Below are 19,855 nucleotides of genomic sequence, written 5' to 3' on the forward strand. Positions count from 1 at the left end.
CGGGGATATTTCTATGGTTTCTAAGGTATATTTTGTTCAAGGTGTCTTTTCAAAGGTTTATCAAGCTTGGGGCCACGCATCTGTTTTAGAAATTATCCCTAAAGAGGACAATAAGCAACTAGAAATGGATCTGTATGGGCGAGTTAATGTGTTCCGGTGTCCCGGAATAAAAGAGAAACTAGAGCAACGTTATTTGCGGGAACAGCATGGTAAACATCCAGTTAGAGATTATTATTATCAGAGTGATCCAGATGGTGGCGGTTTTAGATTTTTAATGGGGGTTGTTCCTTTTTTCGATCAGAATGACCCAGATAATGATAGCAGTACACCTCTCTATGGAGATGCTCGTGCTGCTTACCTTGATAAAAATGAAGAGCCCGCAGCTCTCTCCATTTTTTATCGCAAAGATAAACCCGAACAATGGTTGATTACGGTCGTTAAAGATACTCATTTGCCAAAAGAACAACGCCAAGTGTTTATCTTTAGTTCGGTAGATCCGAAATCTTTTATGATCGATGATTCAATACCTGTAGAAGAAGGTGATTTGAGCAAAGTGCCCGAATACTTGCAGAAATTGCAAGATGCTGCAGATTTACCTCCTGAGTTATCGGGTATAGGGGAAATACTAAATAATGTTTTGAATGCAGACGGAACAATTAAGGAACACGCCGATTTGCTTACGGAGCTATTCACTGGAAAGCTTTATCAAGAAAAAATCGCACTAATGCCAGAAATTGAAACAAGCATGGTTGCCTACACCCTTTATGTAAAATTAGTAGGCAATTCACTCCACTACATGATTAAGACTCCTCAAGGGCTAATAAAAGATAAAATAGAGCTAAAAGATATTAAGAAATTTGATCCCCAAGAACCAGATTTAGGTAAGCAGCTGCAAACGATAAAAAATGATATTCGGGAAATCACCTCAAATAGAGGCCACTGGCCTATAACATTTGATGAAGCGCCACAATGGATGCAACTTTTGAAAGGGCCGAATGTAGTGGATAAAGAGGGAGCTGTTGCTGAAGAGAGCGCAGCTACTAAAATGATGAACAATCCTTATCTAATTGCGTTACACTCAATGGGTGTCACTTCATTAAAGATAAGTAGGGAAGAAATTGAACATTGCCTGAATAAAGACAGTCAATTAGCCAAAGATCTGCAATCCATTCTGGATAACGAATTATTAAAGAAAAATCCTGTTGAACAAAAGGAACATATCAAATTAGTCCATAATCTATTCCAGCTCCAAAAATATGATTTGTTGTCTGTTTTGAAAGAGGACACCAATGGTTTCATTAATTTTTTTAACGATTTGGCAGATACAGACCCTAGTTTGTTGAAGTTAATTTTACAAAAAAAGGAAGGGATAGATTGTTTACACTTAATGCATAAATGCAAGAACTCCCAATTAATATTTGAGTTACTGCAGAGAGCGGATGAGCAAGAGCAACTTATCGACGAACTCATAGGACTTGATCAATTTGCCAAAGTAGCTGAACACAATGTACCTAAAGACCAAAATGTCTTGTCGTTATCGTTTCAATTTTTATTAAAATATCCAAATCCATTCATAACAGAAAATCCCGCGGGATTTTTAAAAGATATTATTCCAAGTAATTATAATTTTGACCAAGCTCGTTTGCAGCAATTTTGTACTTTCAGAAAGCTGATTGGATTTTTGAATAAAACCCGAGGAATTGAAAAAATAAACTCAAAATTATTGCTCCAATTTTTATCTGAGAATTTAGACAACAAGGATTTAATAACGTCCGTTCAAGAAGCTCTTGCAAAGCTCGATACTCTAAAAGTAAAAAATTCAGAAGCGTATGCCTTGGTACTACACTCAGCAGATTTTAGAAAAATCGTTGCTGGTTTAAAAGCGGATGAAGTCGAGAAAAGTGAACAATGCATTGAGTTGGCAATAAACCTGGACAAGATGGGTCAATTGGCCAATTACTCTGTATTATCAGACGACTTAAAAGTGGTGAAAGCCTTTAATCAATTTGCAGGACATGAAGGATTAAAAGAACTTCTAGTTGAAAAAATATCAAACCAAGGTGCTGAGGCATGTAAGCCCATACTAGAAAATGAAATATTAAGCGCACTAATTTCAGCAGATATAAAAGTTACACAAGACCAAGCAAATAAAATTGTGACTCCAAAGTTGTCCTTACCAGCGCAACTTAACGAAATTTTGAAAAAAAAGGATTATGATCAGCCCAAAAGAAAAATATTATATCAATTGGCTCTTGATCTCGATGTGTTAGGAGCTCCAGAGGCATTTAAAGAGCTTGTCCAGAAAGACAAAAAATTTCTCGATTTACTTCATAAGTGGAGTGTTGTACCTGAATACCGCGAATTATTAAAATCGAATTTATCTGGCTATGCGCCAGGATTATGGATGTTGGAATTAATGGCTTATAGCGATGTTCCCTTGGCCCATTTTAGAGAACATTTAAACCAGCCACCTCACAATTTGCTTGATGCGTTAAACTGGCTCAATAGAAATAAACCTACTCCTGAAGTTACTTCCGTAGCGATAGAATTTTTATTTAAAAAGCCCGATCTAGAGATTGGGAAACTCCAGTCTGCGATTGAGTTTTTGCAAGCCACGCCTAAATGTGCCGTGGCTAGAGGAAGTATGGTCGATTTTCTTGCTGCTCATTATGAAGAGCCGGCTTTACTTTCTAGAGTTAATGCGGTTTATAAAAAATTCGCTGCACTTGGTGAATTAGATAATGAATTTTATAGATTGGCTTTAGAAGAGGAGGGCTTTCGCGCAATAGTCGAAGGTCTCCCACCAATTGGTGCGGATCAGGATTGTGGCTTCATAAGAATGGATGCAACTCCCAAGGATGAAGTACTTCAAACATATAATAGCCCAAAATATATTCTGACTAAGGAAGGCTTTTTTTACTTTAACCCATCTCATAATAAACTTCTGTCTATCAATCTTGAAAAAGCGCAATTGGAAGAATTAAATAAAAACTTTCCTAAGACGATTGATAAATTAGCGGAACAGGATTTTAAACTACTTACAGAAACTGCTTCTATCAAAGAGCATAATAAAAAACTAATTAAGCTAGCAGAAAGCCTGCACTCGCAGAACGCTTTAGATAAATATGATCTCATTGCTTCGAGCACTCGACTTGTGTCCACATATGTTAGCTTTATTGGACATCAGTTCGGAGACATTAAAGACGAGTTGTTCAAAAGACTGGCTTCTATGGATTATGACCTTGAGTTAATGCCTGAAAGCGATGAAGCGACAAAAAACGAGACTCTTTATATTAAAGTAGTCGAAAATTCATTCCACTATACGGTGAAGACTCCTGAAGGACAGCTGATAAAAGGCACAATCGCTACAACGGATATAGAAAACTTTAATCCTGAAGAGTCTTTAGGTGAGCAGCTTCAGGTAATTAAGGGTAATATTCTGGACATCACCTCAAAAAGAGGCGATACCCGCTCCAAGGTTCTCAATTTTTTAGAGAATAAACATTTAATCGCTATAGTTGATGCAGCCGTTACTCCCACTAAACCTCAACTGAGACATTTATTAGATTCCAGCAGCGACAAATTTAAGGCGATGGATATTTTAATCTCTCTAAAGTTAGATGTCGCAAAGAGAGAGGCTTATCAATGGGCGACTATAGATACCTCTGCGGCGAAAAATTTCCGCAAAGTTTTATTCAAAATTAACGAAATGCAAAACATCTCAGCCGAAACTAAAGCCAAAATGATTGATACTCTTTGTTCGCTGCAGCTTGGTTACGATCCACAAAGAATATCCATTCGTCATAGAAAAGATGTTTTTAGCTTGTATTTGCGTGATGACCCCAAAGGTAAGAAATTTAGAAGCTGTATTGCTCAAATTGAAGAAACTTGTACTAAAATAAAAGCGCGCTGGAATACAGAAACAGCACCTGCAGACGCCAAAGCAAAAGCCAAAGCCAAAGCATTTGAAGCAGAAGAGCAAGAGTATCGAAAAGGCTTATATGGAGTAGTCTTTGATAATCTGCATCAACCCACGTCTAAAAAAGAGTTTGAGGGTCGGATTAAACAGGTTTCTCAAAACATGTTGTCTGTTGTTGATGTGCGTCGTCGGTCTTGGATAATCGCTATTATGGAAACTTTGGCTGAAGCTTTAAATATTGCTTTTGGTACAGGAATAAGCCGTTTCGCTAAGAGTAAAACCTTTTTTTCTCGCACCACATCCGGCCAAGCAGTTCGTAATTTAAACCACTTTCTTATAAAAGAAGATCCCGAGCAGGATAAGAAAGATGATAAAGAAGAAATAGAAAAACAGAACTTAGGTTCAGCTGGTAATAACTCTCCCAAAGTTCTTTAATATCTTTAAGTAGAGCCATAACACGACCGTTTGTACATAGGCTAATTTTTTTGGCCTATGATCACATGGTGTTTTTTTTCTTCTTTTGACATAATACTTACCCTTTTAATGGGCTTACTTTTGCAGACTTAAGCTTGTCAGCCCCAGGTAGCTGTATGATAAATTAAGAGAGGGAAAGTGAAAATATATTATGTGCTAACAGCCTTAGGTCGTACGAAGGCTCACTTTCAATTTTTATTCCTCAATTGGAGTAATAAAACCTATTTTTCGGAGAACAATTGAGTGTTTGAACGTCCTCAAGGTGGTGAACGGGCAGTATTGGTGCAATTAGCCCTACCGGGAATTGATGCGGATAAGGCATTGCAGGAGTTTGAAGAATTAGCTCTTTCAGCAAATGCGGACATTTTGGATTGTGTAGTTGGTACGCGGGCAACCCCAGATGCCAAGTATTATATAGGTAAAGGGAAAGCGGAAGAGATTACACAGCTGGTTAAAGCGCTTGATGCAGAATTGGTGCTGGTCAATCATGAATTATCCCCTTCACAAGAACGAAATTTGGAACGTTTATTTGAGTGCCGAGTAGTTGATCGCAGCGGTTTGATTCTCGATATCTTTGCTCAGCGCGCACGAACGTTTGAAGGGAAATTGCAAGTCGAGTTGGCTCAATTACAGCATTTATCAACGCGTTTAATCCGTGGTTGGACTCATTTGGAACGCCAAAAAGGGGGTATCGGATTACGGGGCCCTGGTGAAACGCAATTAGAAACCGACCGTCGATTATTGCGTGAGCGCATCAAATACATTAATAAGCGTTTGGAAAAAGTCCGCAGCAATCGAGATCAAAACCGTCAGGCTAGACGCAAAGCTTCTTTACTCACTGTGTCTCTAGTTGGTTATACCAATGCCGGTAAATCTACTTTGTTCAATGCATTAACAGGGGAAAGCATTTATGTGGCGGATCAGTTGTTTGCGACATTAGATCCTACGATGCGTCAACTCAATTTACCGGGCTCTTCTTCCGTGATTTTAACCGATACTGTCGGATTTATTCGTGATTTACCGCATCAATTAGTCGAGGCATTTCGTGCAACCTTAGAAGAGACTCAACAAGCGGATTTATTGCTGCACGTGATCGATATTTCTGATCCTCATTGGCGAGATAACGTTTTTTCAGTGCAACAGGTTTTGGATGAGTTAGGAGTGCATGATATTCCTATCCTTCTGGTATTTAATAAAATTGATTTAAAAGAAGGGTATCAGCCTAAGGTAGATTATCAGGAAGGGAAATGTAAAGTATGGATCTCCGCGGCATCCAATTTGGGACTGGATTTACTCAAAGAAGCAATTAGCACCCAATTGCATGGAGCCGTTCTTATTGAAAACGTAGTGCTGAAAGCAACCCAGGCAAAACTACGGGCACAACTCTATGAATTAGGTTCCGTTTTAAACGAATCGCATAATGAAGATGGTGATTGGTTATTGAAAATTCGCATTACTCAGGAACAAAAACAACGTTTGTTTGTGGAAAATACCTCATCCCGGACGGAGTGAGGGATCTCCATGATCTGGTGTGAACTGGATACGCTACAAAGAGCCTCTAATTAGAAGATCCTACGCCGTACCCCCGCAGGATGAGCGGTTCGTACAATATTTTATGCTTTTTTTATTGCTGTATCTAAGGTTTTTATATCTTGGCCGCCATAGAGCGTATCAACGAGCTCTCCTTTGGGGTTAATCACAAAGGTCACTGGCACGCCAATAATGTCGCCTAATCCTAAAGCAAGTGCCGGATCGGAAGCGAGTGAGGGATATAGAATATTGAATTTTTGAATGAGCTTTTTTTGTTTATGTATGGGTAGGCCATCATAATTTACGGCGAATAATACAATGGGGTCTTTTTCATGTTTTTGATAAAAGCGGTTTAATTCAGGAATTTCATCAATACAGGTTTTACACCAACCCGCCCAATAATTAATAAGTACCCACTTTCCTTTTAGAGAAGAAAAAGGGATGGTTTTGCCAAGGGTATCTTTAAGAAGAACATCTGCCTGGCTTAGGGATGCGACGCTCATTAAGATAAATGCGACAAATAAGTTCTTTATTTTTGAGTTCATAGTTATCTCATGCAGTATTCGGAAGCTATTCCATTCTATTGTAAGTGTTCATAGGAAAAAATATTTTTTTGGTACTATAACAAAAAAAGTGCTTAAAATCGCTCGGATTAAACGAATTAATTGATGCAAACCAGGCTACAATGATGCTCGCATAGAATTAGAGCATTAGAGTAGATCATGAGTAGATAATTTGGGTATGATGAAGGCCTTTCAAAAAGGCTGAGCTCCTATGGCAAAACTCTATTTTTATTTTGCAGCAATGAATGCAGGAAAAAGCACGGTTCTCTTGCAATCAAGTTACAATTATCGTGAACGTGGAATGAATACCCTATTATTTACGCCATCCATAGATAATCGATATCAACATGGTGCAGTTCATTCTCGTATTGGTTTATCGGAACAAGCTTTTATTTTTAATCCAGATGACGATTTGTACCAACATGTCCTAGCCCAAGAAAAGGAGTATGCGTGCATTTTGGTTGATGAAGCCCAGTTTTTAACACGTGCCCAAGTTTATCAATTAACGGAAATTACTGATCAACTAGGGATCCCCGTTCTTAGCTATGGATTGCGTACTGATTTTCGCGGGGAGCTATTTGAGGGAAGCCAATATCTTTTGGCGTGGGCTGATGAGCTTGTTGAGCTCAAAACCATCTGTCATTGCGGACGTAAAGCAACGATGAATCTACGCTTAAATGCTCATGGTGAGGTAATCTCTGAAGGTGATCAAGTCATAATCGGTGGTAATGATATGTATTCATCGACGTGTAGAATCCATTTTAAGCAGGGAGAACCAGGAATTACGCGAACGATAAATGAAGCATCCATGGAGCGTGTTTGAGCAACGAATTCTCGCTATTCCCTAAGGGTATAGTTACTTATACAGGATTATTGCATTTCATTCCGGTTGCAATAAGATTTATAATTGCATGGTACTATCAAGTCCTTGCGAAAAAACTGCTTTTTTATTCGGATTTGATTCAATTATCGATGCTGCATAGTCAATGAGATCTGGAGAGCCAATGGCAATTTCATTAGGAACACTTTGTAATACCATGGTTTCTTCAGTCGCTTCATAACCTTCAATAAGTTTTTGGTACTTGGCAGAACCCATTAGAGTAGAAGCATCTGTAAGCGTTAAAATTCTACGGTCAGCCGGTATTAGTCCTAATTTGAGTGCGCGTTCATTCATTTTTTCGAATTGCTTGGGGAACATCGCACCTTCAGCGGTGGCCGTTGAAGAGACCTCTATTGACATAATTCTTGGTCGGTAGTCGGGGTTTATCACCGTTGTCGTTTCTATTTCCGAAGCCTTGATAAATCCATTTAGTCCTTTCAACAAACGCCCAGCAGCTCCTTGTACAAGGACTATGCTATGCACATCTGTATCAAATCTTGGACGCCAATCATCTTCTTTTGTTGCTCCCAAAATTGCTGTTGTTTCATTATTTCCCTGAGCTAAATCAAAAATATCTTCAACCCTTCGAAACTCCCCAGGTTCTTGTTGTCCATTAAGCAGTTTTTGATAATATTGAAATGCTTCAATATCGATATGTCTTGCTGTTTGCGGACGAATATAAACACAGGGTAAACACATGGAGGCAATGGCTCCTTTCGCGCTGATAAGTTGAAACCCAATCATATATTCTTTAACGGTGTGTGGATCGGGTGAGGTCGAAAGAAATGCACTACTTTTAGGGTCATGGATGAATTGAGCGATATTTAAAATAAAAGGTCTTGAGGCATAGATCCCAGAACCAAGTCTTCCATCTGTCGCAATACATAGCGGCTCTTTAAATCCAGACATCCCGCGATGAACCTTTTTTTCGGGTAATATATGACACAGCTCAGAGTAATTCATCGTTGCTTTTTTAACGGGCACATGCTCCATAGCTGCTATAGGTTGCGCTTGGGCAGCGTTAAAAAGTTTTCCTACTCCGCCACGATTGGAAACCAGCTTATGAAGCACATGGCGGCATGGACTTGGTCTTATGCTTCTCACAACTCGCTGTGCTTTGCTTAACATAATTGGCTCCTTCATTCCACTGCAAGAGAATGTGGTAATTTTAATTAAACTGCTTATTTTGTAAGCATAGCAGAAAATAATTTGTTTAAAAAATGGACCGATCTGGGTCGGCTTGTATTATGTGATGCCGGGTCTTAGTCCCAACTTACAGAAGTCTTGGAAACAGGAGCTTTGGCCAATAATGATGTTTATAAACGCAGCGAATGAGCAGTTATTGTTGGTGGGGTATCTAGTTTTCCAATAGTTTGTGGTGATTCTTCAGCTGAATAATCTACGACTAGCGATAACATTTTGTTAGATAATGCGCACCCGATGCTTAGCCTGAGTATCTTCAGGCTAAGATTATCGGGCTCTCTTGGCTAAGGTGTACAATTTTGAGCTGGCAAGTCTTCTGCCTCTATCTTGTCTACCGAATAGTTAAAAAATACTTTTGGTGACCAAGGGGGATGGTTTTTTAGCAGATGCTGCTTCTACTGATACTGAAGATTCTATTTCTTTTGTTGCAAGTGGATCCACCGGCACAGAAGCAAGGGTCTGCAGCGCCTGATTTCGCTCCATGACCTTTTTTATCTGCAGTAAATCCGGTAACAATTCAAAAATGAGTTCAATAATTTTTGGCGCCAATACTTTTTGATGTTGAAATGCAGAGGGCGAATTTTTGTTTAAATTTATTTCTTGGGTTTCTGTTAAAGGATCTCCGTGCTCTATATAATTTCTCAAATTTCTTAATGCCTCGTAGCCTACCGTTAACTGTTTTGAACTATGGGCTTCCGCGTACCCTTTAATTGTATCGAGATGCTGTAAAAGTTGTCCGGCATTATATTCTAGAGCATCACTTAATTGATGGTTAGAAACCAATAATTGGACCAGATCAGCGCCTCCCTGTCTGGCATGATATAAATCCCAGCTTTTCAAATTTTTATGAGGCTGACCGATAACAAGGTAACCTGCTTCCACTAAAAATTCTTGCATGTTGTTTAAAGCTTCAATGGCCGCATCGACTCTTTTCAGTGGAGTAAGCATATGTTCCCGAACTGGAGATGCCATAAGTTGCTTGGCAAGTTCACGTATATGGTCTAGTCCAATAAAAATACTTTCCCTGGCCGCTTTTCGTAACGCGGCTTCATTTTGTTCTTGCAATCGTTTTTGTTGCCGCTCAACTGCCGTAGTGCGTGGTTTTGAGGTGGCATTCGTGAGTATTTGCGCCATTCTCTTATATTGTGACTCATACTCGGTTTTTTTGAACTTAGAGAAGGGTTGTAAAAGTTCCCCTATTCTTTTTTTACTCAGTATCTCTGCTGTGCCATCAAAAAGTGTCTGACATTCTGTAATCATTTCTTGTAGATTAGGAATAGTAATCATTTGTTTGAGTAATTCAGATTTGAGTAATTCAAGGAGTATAAAAAACTCATCTTCTTCTTGTTGGGGTATTCGGCGTTCAGGAGCTTCAACAACAACTTCTTGTTTGCTTTTGGCTTTTTCTTGCGCCACTTGAAAACGTTCTTGTTCTGCTTTTAGGACACTCGCCCAAAATTCTTTAGGATTCTCTTTATAGGCGCCATAAACTTTTTGACGTGATGCAATAAACTTTTGCGCTCTTTTAAATAGGCTGTACATTTCAACGGAAGCTATTGTTTCCAGCTTGTCTTTATCTTTTAGTAAGTTATCAATAATAAATTTATTATTCCCTTCATCTTGGTGACAAATGCCATCACGAAGGGTGATTAATGCCCGAAAATCAATTGTTTCATCAAATTCGGTAAAGTCAGATTTTTTTCCGGTTAACAATTCTCCAATGCGCTGAAATCTTCGTAGCAGCGCATGTTGTCCTGCTTTCGTCGACAGGTCGATTCTGCGGCGATATTGTACTTCAGGAGGTAGGGTCGTAAATAAAACTTTTACGCCGGATAATCCGGATAAAGTATTTACTTTGTCCAGATCATAGACTTCTCCTTCGGTGTAATTCACTAGATTCAGTAAGTCAATTAAGTATTTAGTTTCCAAAAAGTAGCGAGTTATTGCTTTTACATTAGGTAAAATCAGTGGTTTATCCACTGTGGGGGTTTCGGGTTTAAGTTCTTTAGTGAGCAGAGATCTAAAAAATTGATTTAAAGCATTTATCTCATGCAATACAGAAGGTATTGCTTCTTCAACGAGCTCTTCTCTGTCCGAATTCTCTAGAAACAGCGAGTTCTCGGCATCATCAAAACGCAAATCAGTTATTTTTTTTTCTAAGGCGAAATGAAAAACCATTTCCGGGGTTGTTTTTGCTGTTGCACCACCAAGTTGTTCCAGCGTTATCCAGCTTAAAGGTTCAAGTTGCGTCTTATATCTGCTGCGCAAAGATCCTGATAAGTTACTAATAATGATAGAAAATCTATTAATGTTCTCTCTTATATAATCAATACGTCGATAATAGAGCACTTCCCTTTCGAAAGGACTCAGTTTGCAATCAACTAAAGAAGAGTCGTTTAAATTATTATGATATTGCTGCAGATGTCTTAAGATGTGTAAAAGGCATATGAGACGTTTAACATCGAATTGTGCATTTTCTTGGTCAGTAAGAAATGAGTTTTTTAAAGGGAGCTCCTTAAATAAAGCATTAATCGATTCACGATCCTTTTTATATTGCGCATTTTCATGACTTGCGATTTTATAAACCGCATTAGCGATTAATTGCATCCAAACTGGTTTTAGAAATTTATTTGCATTGGCATTCGCCTTTTCCAGCAGAAAATGGAGCGTATAATTTTGATTCGTTATTGTATAATCGATAGGGCCCAGGCCATTTTCTTTAATGTCGACATCCAAAAAAAGAGCTTCTCTGTTTCTTATCAATACAGCCAATAGCTCGGTAAGAATGGTATCTTGCGGGTTGCAATTTTTGCACCCGTATAAAAGCGCTTTGCTATATTGTTTTTTATGAATTAAATCCAAAATCAACTGATGTTGTTCGGTTGTTTTTATTTGACTTATTTCAGTAATTAAATTGCTATGTGCATCTTTTGCGGGCATAAGCATCACCTCGAGCTAATGGTTATTTTTTTGCGCCTTTAATTTTATTTAAAGCGATTCAAAAACCAAATATTATTCAATATGATCATTTGGTGAATGTATGATGCAATAAATCTGTTTGCAAGGCTTATTTTGAATTCTATGGGATAGATGTATCGGCTTAATGTGGTTTAAAGGGTCGAATCGAACATTAAATGCACATATAGTGATTCTGGCCTGCAATCGATATTTATATTGTCTGATAGTTTTTGAGCTATGCTATATAGCAGTGAATTGTAAATTAATGAGTGTATGAGCGAACATGGAGTGTACTCATGAGCGAAATTAAAGTAGAGCGATTAATTAAAGGTATCCTCGTGCGTGAAGGTGCTGGGGTGAAATTACATCGCTATATAGGCATCGAGAGAAGCAATGATTTTGAGCCTCTTCTCTTACTCGATTATTTCAATAGCACGGATCCTTTGGATTATATGGCTGGGTTTCCCGCTCATCCTCATCGTGGTTTTGAAACAATTACCTATTTGCTCGATGGAGAGATTACCCATGAAGACAATAAGGGGCATAAAGGAGTTATCACTGCGGGAGATGTGCAATGGATGACTGCTGGGAAAGGAATTATTCATTCTGAAATGCCCTCAGCGAATGGTCGATTACATGGTTTTCAATTGTGGTTAAATTTACCTGCATCTGAGAAAATGCGACTTCCTCGCTATCAAGAAATGCGAAGTGAGCAATTACCTGTGGAAACACATGATTCAGGTGGTCAGATTAAAGTAATTGCAGGCGAGACGGATAAGGGGACCATTTCTCCAATTACCGGTATTGCCACTCGACCTTTATTATTTGATATTATCTTGCCACCGGGTGCGAGCATAGAGCAACATATCCCCAATGATTATCAAGCGATTCTTCTGGTTATTTCAGGAACGATTCGCATTGGTGAACAGTTAGTACAACAGGATACCTTAGCAAAACTTGGTGCTGGGGATACTTTGCTTTTGAAAAGTGACACTGCAAGTCAATGTATTTTGATCGCTGCTGCCAGAATTCATGAGCCTATTACGCGTCATGGGCCTTTTGTAATGAATACCCAGGAAGAAATAATACAAGCGATGGATGACTTTCGTAGTGGTCGCTTTTAATTAGAGCTGATTTTTCTCTGCCTGTTTCCAATTTCTGTCATCCCGAGTGCAACGAGGGATCTCCTATCTTAACTCATTGTTAGAGCATGGATATTCCTCACTGCACATCGGATGAAGTGTACTCCCTTTTATAATACCGCTTGGGCTCAATCTGACGAATTGCAAACAACTGCTGAAATTTGGTCTAAAATTGGATTATTGAATAAAAAAATGGCAAGTTAATGGAGTCAAGCCTGTGCACCCAAGAAAAGAGCAATCTGCTAAAGAAATCTATAGGATTGTAGACCAGTATTGTGAAGCAAACATGCACAGTAAATACCGATCCAGTTCAGCAATTTCTCTGGTCTTAGGTATTTCAGATGTTGATGCTCAGAAATTAATTAATAAAATTTTAATTGCTTTACCAGATTGTTTTTTTTATTTAGCAAAGCCAGAGCGCATTAGTGAGATGGTAAATTTTATTGCTCAGCAATATTTACTTTTTCAAGCGCAGGAAAACGTTAATGATGAGTTATTTTCTAACTTACTTATTAACTTTGTTGACAACTTAGTCGAAGAAATCATGCTTCGATATTTTTCATATGCTTGACTAGGTGATTTATGATTCGAGAAGAAATAATTCAAGAAACAGGGCTTAGCAGCGAAGATTTAGATGCATTGTTTTTGCTGAATCGGTTAATGCACGCGGATAACCCTACTCGCGGTCTCGAGTTAGCAGGCAATGAAAAAGAGCGTGTTGTTGCTTTTTTAGAAAAAGCGATGGGTAATTTGGAGCTAAATAGAAAAATCCTGGAGTTAGGGAAACTGAAAGAGCAAGATACAGGAATTAGTTTTGCTGTGATTAAGACCCTAAGAAATTTAACCTTTAAATCAAGGCATTGGCACAAAACTCACTTTGATGATCATGACAAAATAACCCTATCCAAATTAGGGGCTTTAGCAGATTTAGCCTCACTTACTCATGATTTGGCTGTATTCGAATCCTCGGGCATCATCAATGATAGCGCTCGTTTATCTCAGCTTTATCATGATGCTCAGTGGGCATTGAGATCGGGATTTTCTCATGATCTTGATCTTTCTTCTAATGTGATGGTTTTTGAGATTAAAGCGACGAAGGGTGGTGCGCCTATGTTTTTTCATACAAAGTACCAAAAGGATGCATTTGTCTTATCTGAATTTCTCTACAGTGAGGAGTATCGGATTAGGCTAGACAAGTTAATTGAAGGTGATGAAACAAAAGAATTTTTAAAAAAACATTTAGGCGATGATTGGTTACAGCAATTGGAAAATAAATTTGGAATAATTCAGCGAGAAATGCATGATGCACAGCTAATGGGGCCTCATCAAGGATTGGTGCATCAAGATGACACGGCTCAAGAGCTTTTTCGTGCAGAAGACAAAAGCCCGGTGACGCTTATTTGTTCTCCATTTGTCGGCATATCTACCCTCGCTACGGTTAAAGAATTAAATGTACAGCTGATACAGGAATTAAACGGTAAGGGAGTGACGGATATTCCTCCTTTATTACAATTACCTGTTCATGAAGAGGTAGAGGCTTTATCCCCTTCTTGTTTTCTTGATGCACTGGATAAATGGAACGCTTTGGAGCGAATACCTAGAACACGTTTGAGTGGGGCTAAAGATGAGGGTGAAGAGGAGCATCCACCCCATCAGCCTAAGTAGTAGAACCCTCACCCCTCTCCCGCAAGCGGGCGAAGGGAGGCGCTTTAGATTTTGCTTCTCCGGCAAGCGAGCCAGGGCTTTAGATTCCCTTCTCCCACTTGTGGGAGAAGGGCTAGGGATGAGGGTTATAATCAACAAGCTCAAATTGACTTAAGCCACTCCGTTAACAATGACTCCATCGTTTGGCGAGCTTTTTTTAAAGAATCTGAATCCAGTGAGGAGGGACTATGCAAATCATCGCAATGAGCCGCTCCTTCAATCAAGTGATAAGTCAATTTAGGATTAATCGCATTGCCGTTTTTTTCTGCCAAAGACAGTGTAGACCAGGGATCATTTTCTCCATTCGTGAAATAAATATTAGAAGTTAGAATATCCATTAAAGGAAAATAAAGACTGTTATTCAGTTCTGCCGTATTGACTGGATGGGTTAGACCAAACAATCTTTGGCAGACTTTATGATGATAATCCAGATTAATTAATGAAGAACGAGTAGAACGCGATGGATTTGGATGGGCATTTTGCCAATATCCGTACTCCTTACACGATTGGTAGTACCATTGGCGTATCCCTAAGCCGTCTTTATATTCACTTGGGTTTTCACTCATGGCGCCTTGTGCGGTCATTTCTACCGCACTGACATGCATGTCTTTATATAATTTTTTAGCGAACTCTGCATAACCTTGAAGTGGTGTTGGGCTGCTTGCCAGGCTGGAACAAAATGCATCGCGCATTCCATATTGCACTGCTGCAGCACCGGTATCAGCAATCAAGTATAAAAAGTCCACCGGATCTGCAACCGCAGAGGCATCAAATAGTGATTTCATTTGCGCCCACTGTGCTGCATCATTCATGCTGGCTTCCACTTCACTGACTACCTCACGCATTTGACTGGCGCAATGAGACCCTGCAACTTGGGTCACGTGGGCATCATATTCAACGAAATCTTCTTTTGCCATTACCGGTGCTGACGAGGCCAAAGCACCTACCACCAGATATGGGAATTTTAAACGATAATAAGCGGATAAAGAGCCGGGGTATGAGCCCCCAAAAGCGACCCATTTGCCATTCCAGTTTCTTTCACTTTTTAGATGGCGTTGAAAATAGGCCAAATCATCTAGAGCTGCTTCCGTAGTTAAAAAGCGTAAGCTTTTAGTGGATAGGGAATTGAAAGGCAAACTCTCCCCATAATATCGATGTTCTAGGGCAACCATTTTGGCATGAAATTTTTGTGCGTAATTTCTAATTGCCCCGTTTAATGCACGTTTCGTGCATGCTGCTTCACCGCAAATATATAAGAATACGGGGGAATCATCCGTGAGGCCATAGGATTCATCGATGTAGTAGCGTTGTGAAAAGGTACCCACTGCAGGATCATTGTGATCGATCAACTGCTTAAAGTATCCGACTCGAATAGTTTTGTCGGCAACTAAGGGTTTTCTTTCTTCTTGTTTTTTTTGTACATAGCGCTCTACTATTCCTGCGTGAACTGCAGAAAAGGAAGTACAGAGACTAAGAAAAAGCACTGCATATTGTTTAGCAAACATACTATTTATCCTTAATGTTATCGTCTACTCGTTAAGCTGGGCCAATGACTCGAACACAACGAACTTTGTTTGTGTCCTCCCTAAATTCGGCGCCCTGGGTACTCTGTTGATTACCAAAAAACTCCTGATACCATGCATCGGACGTTGCATTATTGTATTCCGTAGAGCTCCAATATCGGCCTGACAAGTCAGTCAAAAAGCCTAAACTATACAGGTTAGTCACAATATTGGGGAACCCACTAGGACATCCCGCATCACTGCCATTAGGCAAATTGGGCTCATAGATTCCAAGCTCACAAACCGCAGGTAAATACCAGGTTCCTGGCATGACTAAACCGGTATTGTCATTTTGAATGCGATAACATAAAGCAGCAGCATTATTCGTTGCAAACTGGCCATAATGATTCACTATTTGTTGTGTATTACATGAGCCTTCAGTAGCACCGTTGCATGCATCAGGCGGATTATTAGAGACTTTAGACGTTTCAGTGATGCCAGGTATGGGAAACGGGGGCGATGGAGAGTCATCACTCCATAGGGATGCTGAATCAGCATTTTGTATTACATACATATTGGGGCCTTGAACGGAAAATATCAAATAATCAAATATAGAAAAAGCTAAGGCCATTGTCGGAGGAGAGCTTATATTAGCCCCGTTAACCAATATCCCACCCTGAGCAACATAACCAGTAAATGCGTTGGAAGTAATCGTTAAGCTGCATGAGCCATTTCCTGGGATAACACTACATGTGGTACTACTCACCGTTGTCCAGGCAGGGGGTAGATTTACGGTCACATTATAGGCTGGATTGCTGGTTAGATTCATGACCGTAATGCTAACACCTACTGAATCGGCAACAGGAATAATTGCAGTCGCAGGAACCGAGATTAACGTGGCGGGAGCTGAACTGACATTAATGGTTACTGGAGCTGAATTTGAGGCGTTGCTGGCAAGGATTGTTGCGGTGGTAGTACCCGAACTGGAATCCGAAACGAAGGTGAATTGACAAGACGCATTTGGTGCTAGAGAAGAAGGACAATTGTTTGTTACGGAAATACCCAGAGTAGGAGAGGACACGGTAGCCTGTATATTACTCGCATTTGCATTGCCAATATTGGTCAAGGTGACGTTCTGTGAAGCCCCTCCAAAGGCTAAATTGACTGTGGTGGGGGTGGCACTTAGCCGCGCTTGCGGAGTAAGGCATGCCAAAGCGTGCATATTAAAAAAAGTTGACGTGGTATTGGTTCCTTTGACTAATACATTAGGAATTAAGAAGGCTACTGAAGTATTGGTAAAAAAGGAAATGCTGCAGCTTTGCCCAGGTTGTAATGAAGCTGGGCATCCATTGTTTTGTACGACATAATTAATAAAATTACTGTCGGCAGATGATGCGTGTATATTTTTCGCCACAATTCTGGAATTGTTAGTGATCGTAATGGTGCCAGGATTAGAGAGGCACTGAGGTAAGTTTTGACTAATTTGAATCACACAGTTTTGTAATGAATTAGAACAATTTTGTCCGGTAGTTCCAACATTAATGGTTAATGAGGCTTTTTCTTTTATTTTCGGAGATTCCTGCGCCCATAATAGCTGAGTCGGAACAATTAAACAGAGAACAAAGTATAACCTTCGTAGTGTTGAGCGACTCATAAAATCATCCTTAATTAACGGAACGCGTTTTTATGCAACCATATACAGAGACCATCTTTTTTGCAATAGTATGAATCGATGTGATGGAGTCTTACTAATTGAACCTTTAGTGAGTAAAGAACACGTCACACTTTAAGATTCAATAGAAATGTTTTTTTTCAAGATTAACCCATTTAATAGGTGCATTTTGCTTCTTTATTTTCTGGATTCTATGAAAAATAAACGTGATAATAGCTTTTTTTGTCATGCATTATAGAACCCGATTCTTTTAGTAAATAATGCAACTCATTAAGGATAGATGATGACCATTGGTAATAAGCTAAGCGTACTCTGTTTTTTAATTGTTGCCACCCCGGTGTTTGCTTCAATGAGCCCCCCTCAACCAGCGACTAACACAGCGTCATTGAGCATACAGGTCAATGGCAGTAATAAAAATGCTGTGAACAATTGCTCGCCCTCATTACAAAATTGTACGATTCAGATTACTCAAAAAGATTTAGGATGTTTGTCTCAACCTGGGTCTATTACGATTACTAATAATTCACGTATTAATGCGATGAACATTGGTGCCTCATCGACTGATTCTAATTTTAATACTTATGTGGTGCAAAATAATGGTTGCCCTACTACGTTACCTCCAGGAAGAAATTGCACGATTTCTTTTTTTACGAATGCCCCGGTAGCATTTACCGTGCCCAATGTGATTGTCAAAGGAACCAATACCAGCACCACACTTTTTAACATTCAGGCTTTTCAGTGCGCGCCTACATTAGGCGTCACTCCCGCAACTTTTACGACAACTATCGGTGGAAGTCAATTGGTGACTGTAACCAACTTTGGAAATACAACCGCACGCAATGTTACGGCATCACCAACCAGTCCTCTTAGCGTACAAAGCACAACATGCGGTTCCAGTTTACCGCCTGGGGCCTCATGCCAGATAACGTTTAATGCAACAGGAGCAACGACACAAAGTATTCCTATCCAGGGCGCCAACACGAATACAATCAGCTTACCGGCTACGGTGCTTGGTGCAGTTGCCGGAGCACCGATTCATTTAACTTCAGTCACTGGAAATGGACAAGCGACACTGACATGGGGGGCGCCTACAAATACAGGCGATTCTCCCATTACAAGCTATACCATTACCCCATTTCTTGGCAATACGGCACAAACACCGGTAACAGTAGCCAGTTCTGTTTTAACGACTACGATATCGGGTCTTACCAATGGAGCAACTTATACTTTTACAGTGGTCGCTAATAATGCCAGTGGCAAAGGCCTTGCTGCTTACAGTGATTTTGTTACTCCGAACTCGGGACTTGTTGTTAATCCATCCACTCTAGCACTTTCGGGTCTAGGGGGAGGCGCTCCAAGGACCTTTACTGTGACTAATACAAGCACTCAGACGATTACTCTGAGTGGTGTGGCGCCGCCAATACCGCCATTACCTGGTTCAGCAACCGTTTCGATAGATAATTGTTCCAGTGTGGTTAATTTGTTACCAGGCGCCTCGTGCTCCATGACTATTGATCCAGGAGCTGTTGCCACCTCATCGTCAAGTTGTACGTTAGGGAGTTCGCCGACTCCAAGTGCTATAGAATTCCTGCCGGTGTCTGGCCCTCCAGCAACTGCCAATATCGTGATTTTGGGTTATGGATGTATTTATCAAAGCGGCTATCTTTTTTCAATTGACGATACAACACCTACTACAGCCAGTATCGGTGGCATTGTTGCCGCATTAAATGATCAAGTACCACCCGCGACTGGCATTACTTGGAGTCCAGGAGGGGTAGATACTACGATTTGGGGGATAGGAGACGCTTCTAGCCCCACTTCGCCCTCTCCTAACGCTACATCACCGTCTTACCCTGCGGTTATTAGTCTGGGACAGGCGAATTGCGATGGTCCAGATGATGGATTCTGCAACACCAGTAATATGGTTACCTTCTTTTCGACCGGTAATACCTACTCCGCCGGCGTATGCCGAGGCATTAGCGATGGAGGATATTTAGATTGGCATTTACCGGCAATGTGCGAATTAGGGCCATTTAATCCCTTTGGTCCTTCACTATGCACCCCAGGTAGCACGAATATGCTCAATGAATTGTTCTTACAGGGTATTGGTGGGATAGTTGATCCTGGTGAATACTGGAGTAGTACCGAATCATCTGATGTAGGCATTTTTGCCTGGAACAGGCTATTTCAGACGGGCTTCCCACCCAGTGAGCAACTGCTTAATGGGAAGAATTTTGCGTTTGGTATTCGCTGTGCTCGTAATTTGGCAAATTAGCTAAAACAGCAGGGTTCTTAGCCCTGCTGGTTC

Annotated in this window: 12 protein-coding genes; 7 read left to right on the forward strand and 5 right to left on the reverse strand. The window is 40.1% G+C overall.

The window, feature by feature from the left end:
• Positions 1-13: 13 nt before the first annotated feature.
• Both EL022_RS03325 and hflX read left to right on the forward strand, forming a co-directional pair.
• Positions 14-4,354 (forward strand): hypothetical protein, encoded by a 4,341-nt coding sequence (locus EL022_RS03325; protein WP_028381426.1) that lies wholly within the window; start codon positions 14-16, stop codon positions 4,352-4,354.
• A 282-nt stretch (positions 4,355-4,636) separates the two neighbouring features.
• Positions 4,637-5,905: a ribosome rescue GTPase HflX gene (hflX, locus tag EL022_RS03330; RefSeq protein ID WP_028381425.1), complete on the forward strand. Its 1,269-nt coding sequence runs from the start codon at positions 4,637-4,639 to the stop codon at positions 5,903-5,905.
• A 101-nt stretch (positions 5,906-6,006) separates the two neighbouring features.
• Here hflX and EL022_RS03335 read toward each other — a convergent pair whose 3' ends face one another.
• Positions 6,007-6,468 (reverse strand): TlpA disulfide reductase family protein, encoded by a 462-nt coding sequence (locus EL022_RS03335; protein ID WP_035900976.1) that lies wholly within the window; start codon positions 6,466-6,468, stop codon positions 6,007-6,009.
• A gap of 229 nt (positions 6,469-6,697) precedes the next feature.
• Here EL022_RS03335 and EL022_RS03340 point away from each other — a divergent pair, with 229 nt between their 5' ends.
• Complete coding sequence (locus tag EL022_RS03340) at positions 6,698-7,309, forward strand: thymidine kinase (RefSeq protein ID WP_028381423.1); 612 nt, start codon at positions 6,698-6,700, stop codon at positions 7,307-7,309.
• Between the two features lie 78 nt (positions 7,310-7,387).
• On the opposite strand, the gene EL022_RS03345 is transcribed toward EL022_RS03340, so the two are convergent.
• A complete protein-coding gene (locus tag EL022_RS03345) occupies positions 7,388-8,494 on the reverse strand; it encodes a hypothetical protein (RefSeq protein ID WP_035900973.1) in 1,107 nt (368 codons plus the stop codon).
• A gap of 417 nt (positions 8,495-8,911) precedes the next feature.
• Complete coding sequence (locus EL022_RS03350; protein ID WP_126325080.1) at positions 8,912-11,509, reverse strand: hypothetical protein; 2,598 nt, start codon at positions 11,507-11,509, stop codon at positions 8,912-8,914.
• Between the two features lie 314 nt (positions 11,510-11,823).
• Here EL022_RS03350 and EL022_RS03355 point away from each other — a divergent pair, with 314 nt between their 5' ends.
• The 3 genes from EL022_RS03355 to EL022_RS03365 all read left to right on the forward strand — a co-directional run bounded on the left by EL022_RS03355 (position 11,824) and on the right by EL022_RS03365 (position 14,334).
• Positions 11,824-12,651 carry a pirin family protein gene (locus tag EL022_RS03355; protein ID WP_028381420.1) on the forward strand — a complete coding sequence of 276 codons (828 nt, stop codon included), beginning with the start codon at positions 11,824-11,826 and terminating at the stop codon, positions 12,649-12,651.
• A 235-nt stretch (positions 12,652-12,886) separates the two neighbouring features.
• On the forward strand, positions 12,887-13,240 hold the full coding sequence (locus EL022_RS03360; protein ID WP_028381419.1) for a hypothetical protein: 354 nt from the start codon (positions 12,887-12,889) through the stop codon (positions 13,238-13,240).
• Positions 13,241-13,251: 11 nt separating this feature from the next.
• Positions 13,252-14,334 carry a hypothetical protein gene (locus tag EL022_RS03365; RefSeq protein ID WP_197718070.1) on the forward strand — a complete coding sequence of 361 codons (1,083 nt, stop codon included), beginning with the start codon at positions 13,252-13,254 and terminating at the stop codon, positions 14,332-14,334.
• Positions 14,335-14,474: 140 nt separating this feature from the next.
• Here EL022_RS03365 and EL022_RS03370 read toward each other — a convergent pair whose 3' ends face one another.
• Positions 14,475-15,878, reverse strand: a complete 1,404-nt coding sequence (locus tag EL022_RS03370) for a S28 family serine protease (RefSeq protein WP_028381418.1) — start codon at positions 15,876-15,878, stop codon at positions 14,475-14,477.
• A 31-nt stretch (positions 15,879-15,909) separates the two neighbouring features.
• Entirely contained in the window at positions 15,910-17,529 is a 1,620-nt protein-coding gene (locus EL022_RS03375) for a DUF1566 domain-containing protein (protein WP_051544468.1), read from the reverse strand.
• A gap of 298 nt (positions 17,530-17,827) precedes the next feature.
• Between EL022_RS03375 and EL022_RS03380 the strand changes: the two genes are divergently transcribed.
• Positions 17,828-19,822 carry a fibronectin type III domain-containing protein gene (locus EL022_RS03380; protein ID WP_081776886.1) on the forward strand — a complete coding sequence of 665 codons (1,995 nt, stop codon included), beginning with the start codon at positions 17,828-17,830 and terminating at the stop codon, positions 19,820-19,822.
• Positions 19,823-19,855 lie beyond the last annotated feature (33 nt).

The sequence above is a fragment of the Legionella cherrii genome (assembly GCF_900635815.1).
In the GTDB taxonomy this organism is placed as follows: domain Bacteria; phylum Pseudomonadota; class Gammaproteobacteria; order Legionellales; family Legionellaceae; genus Legionella; species Legionella cherrii.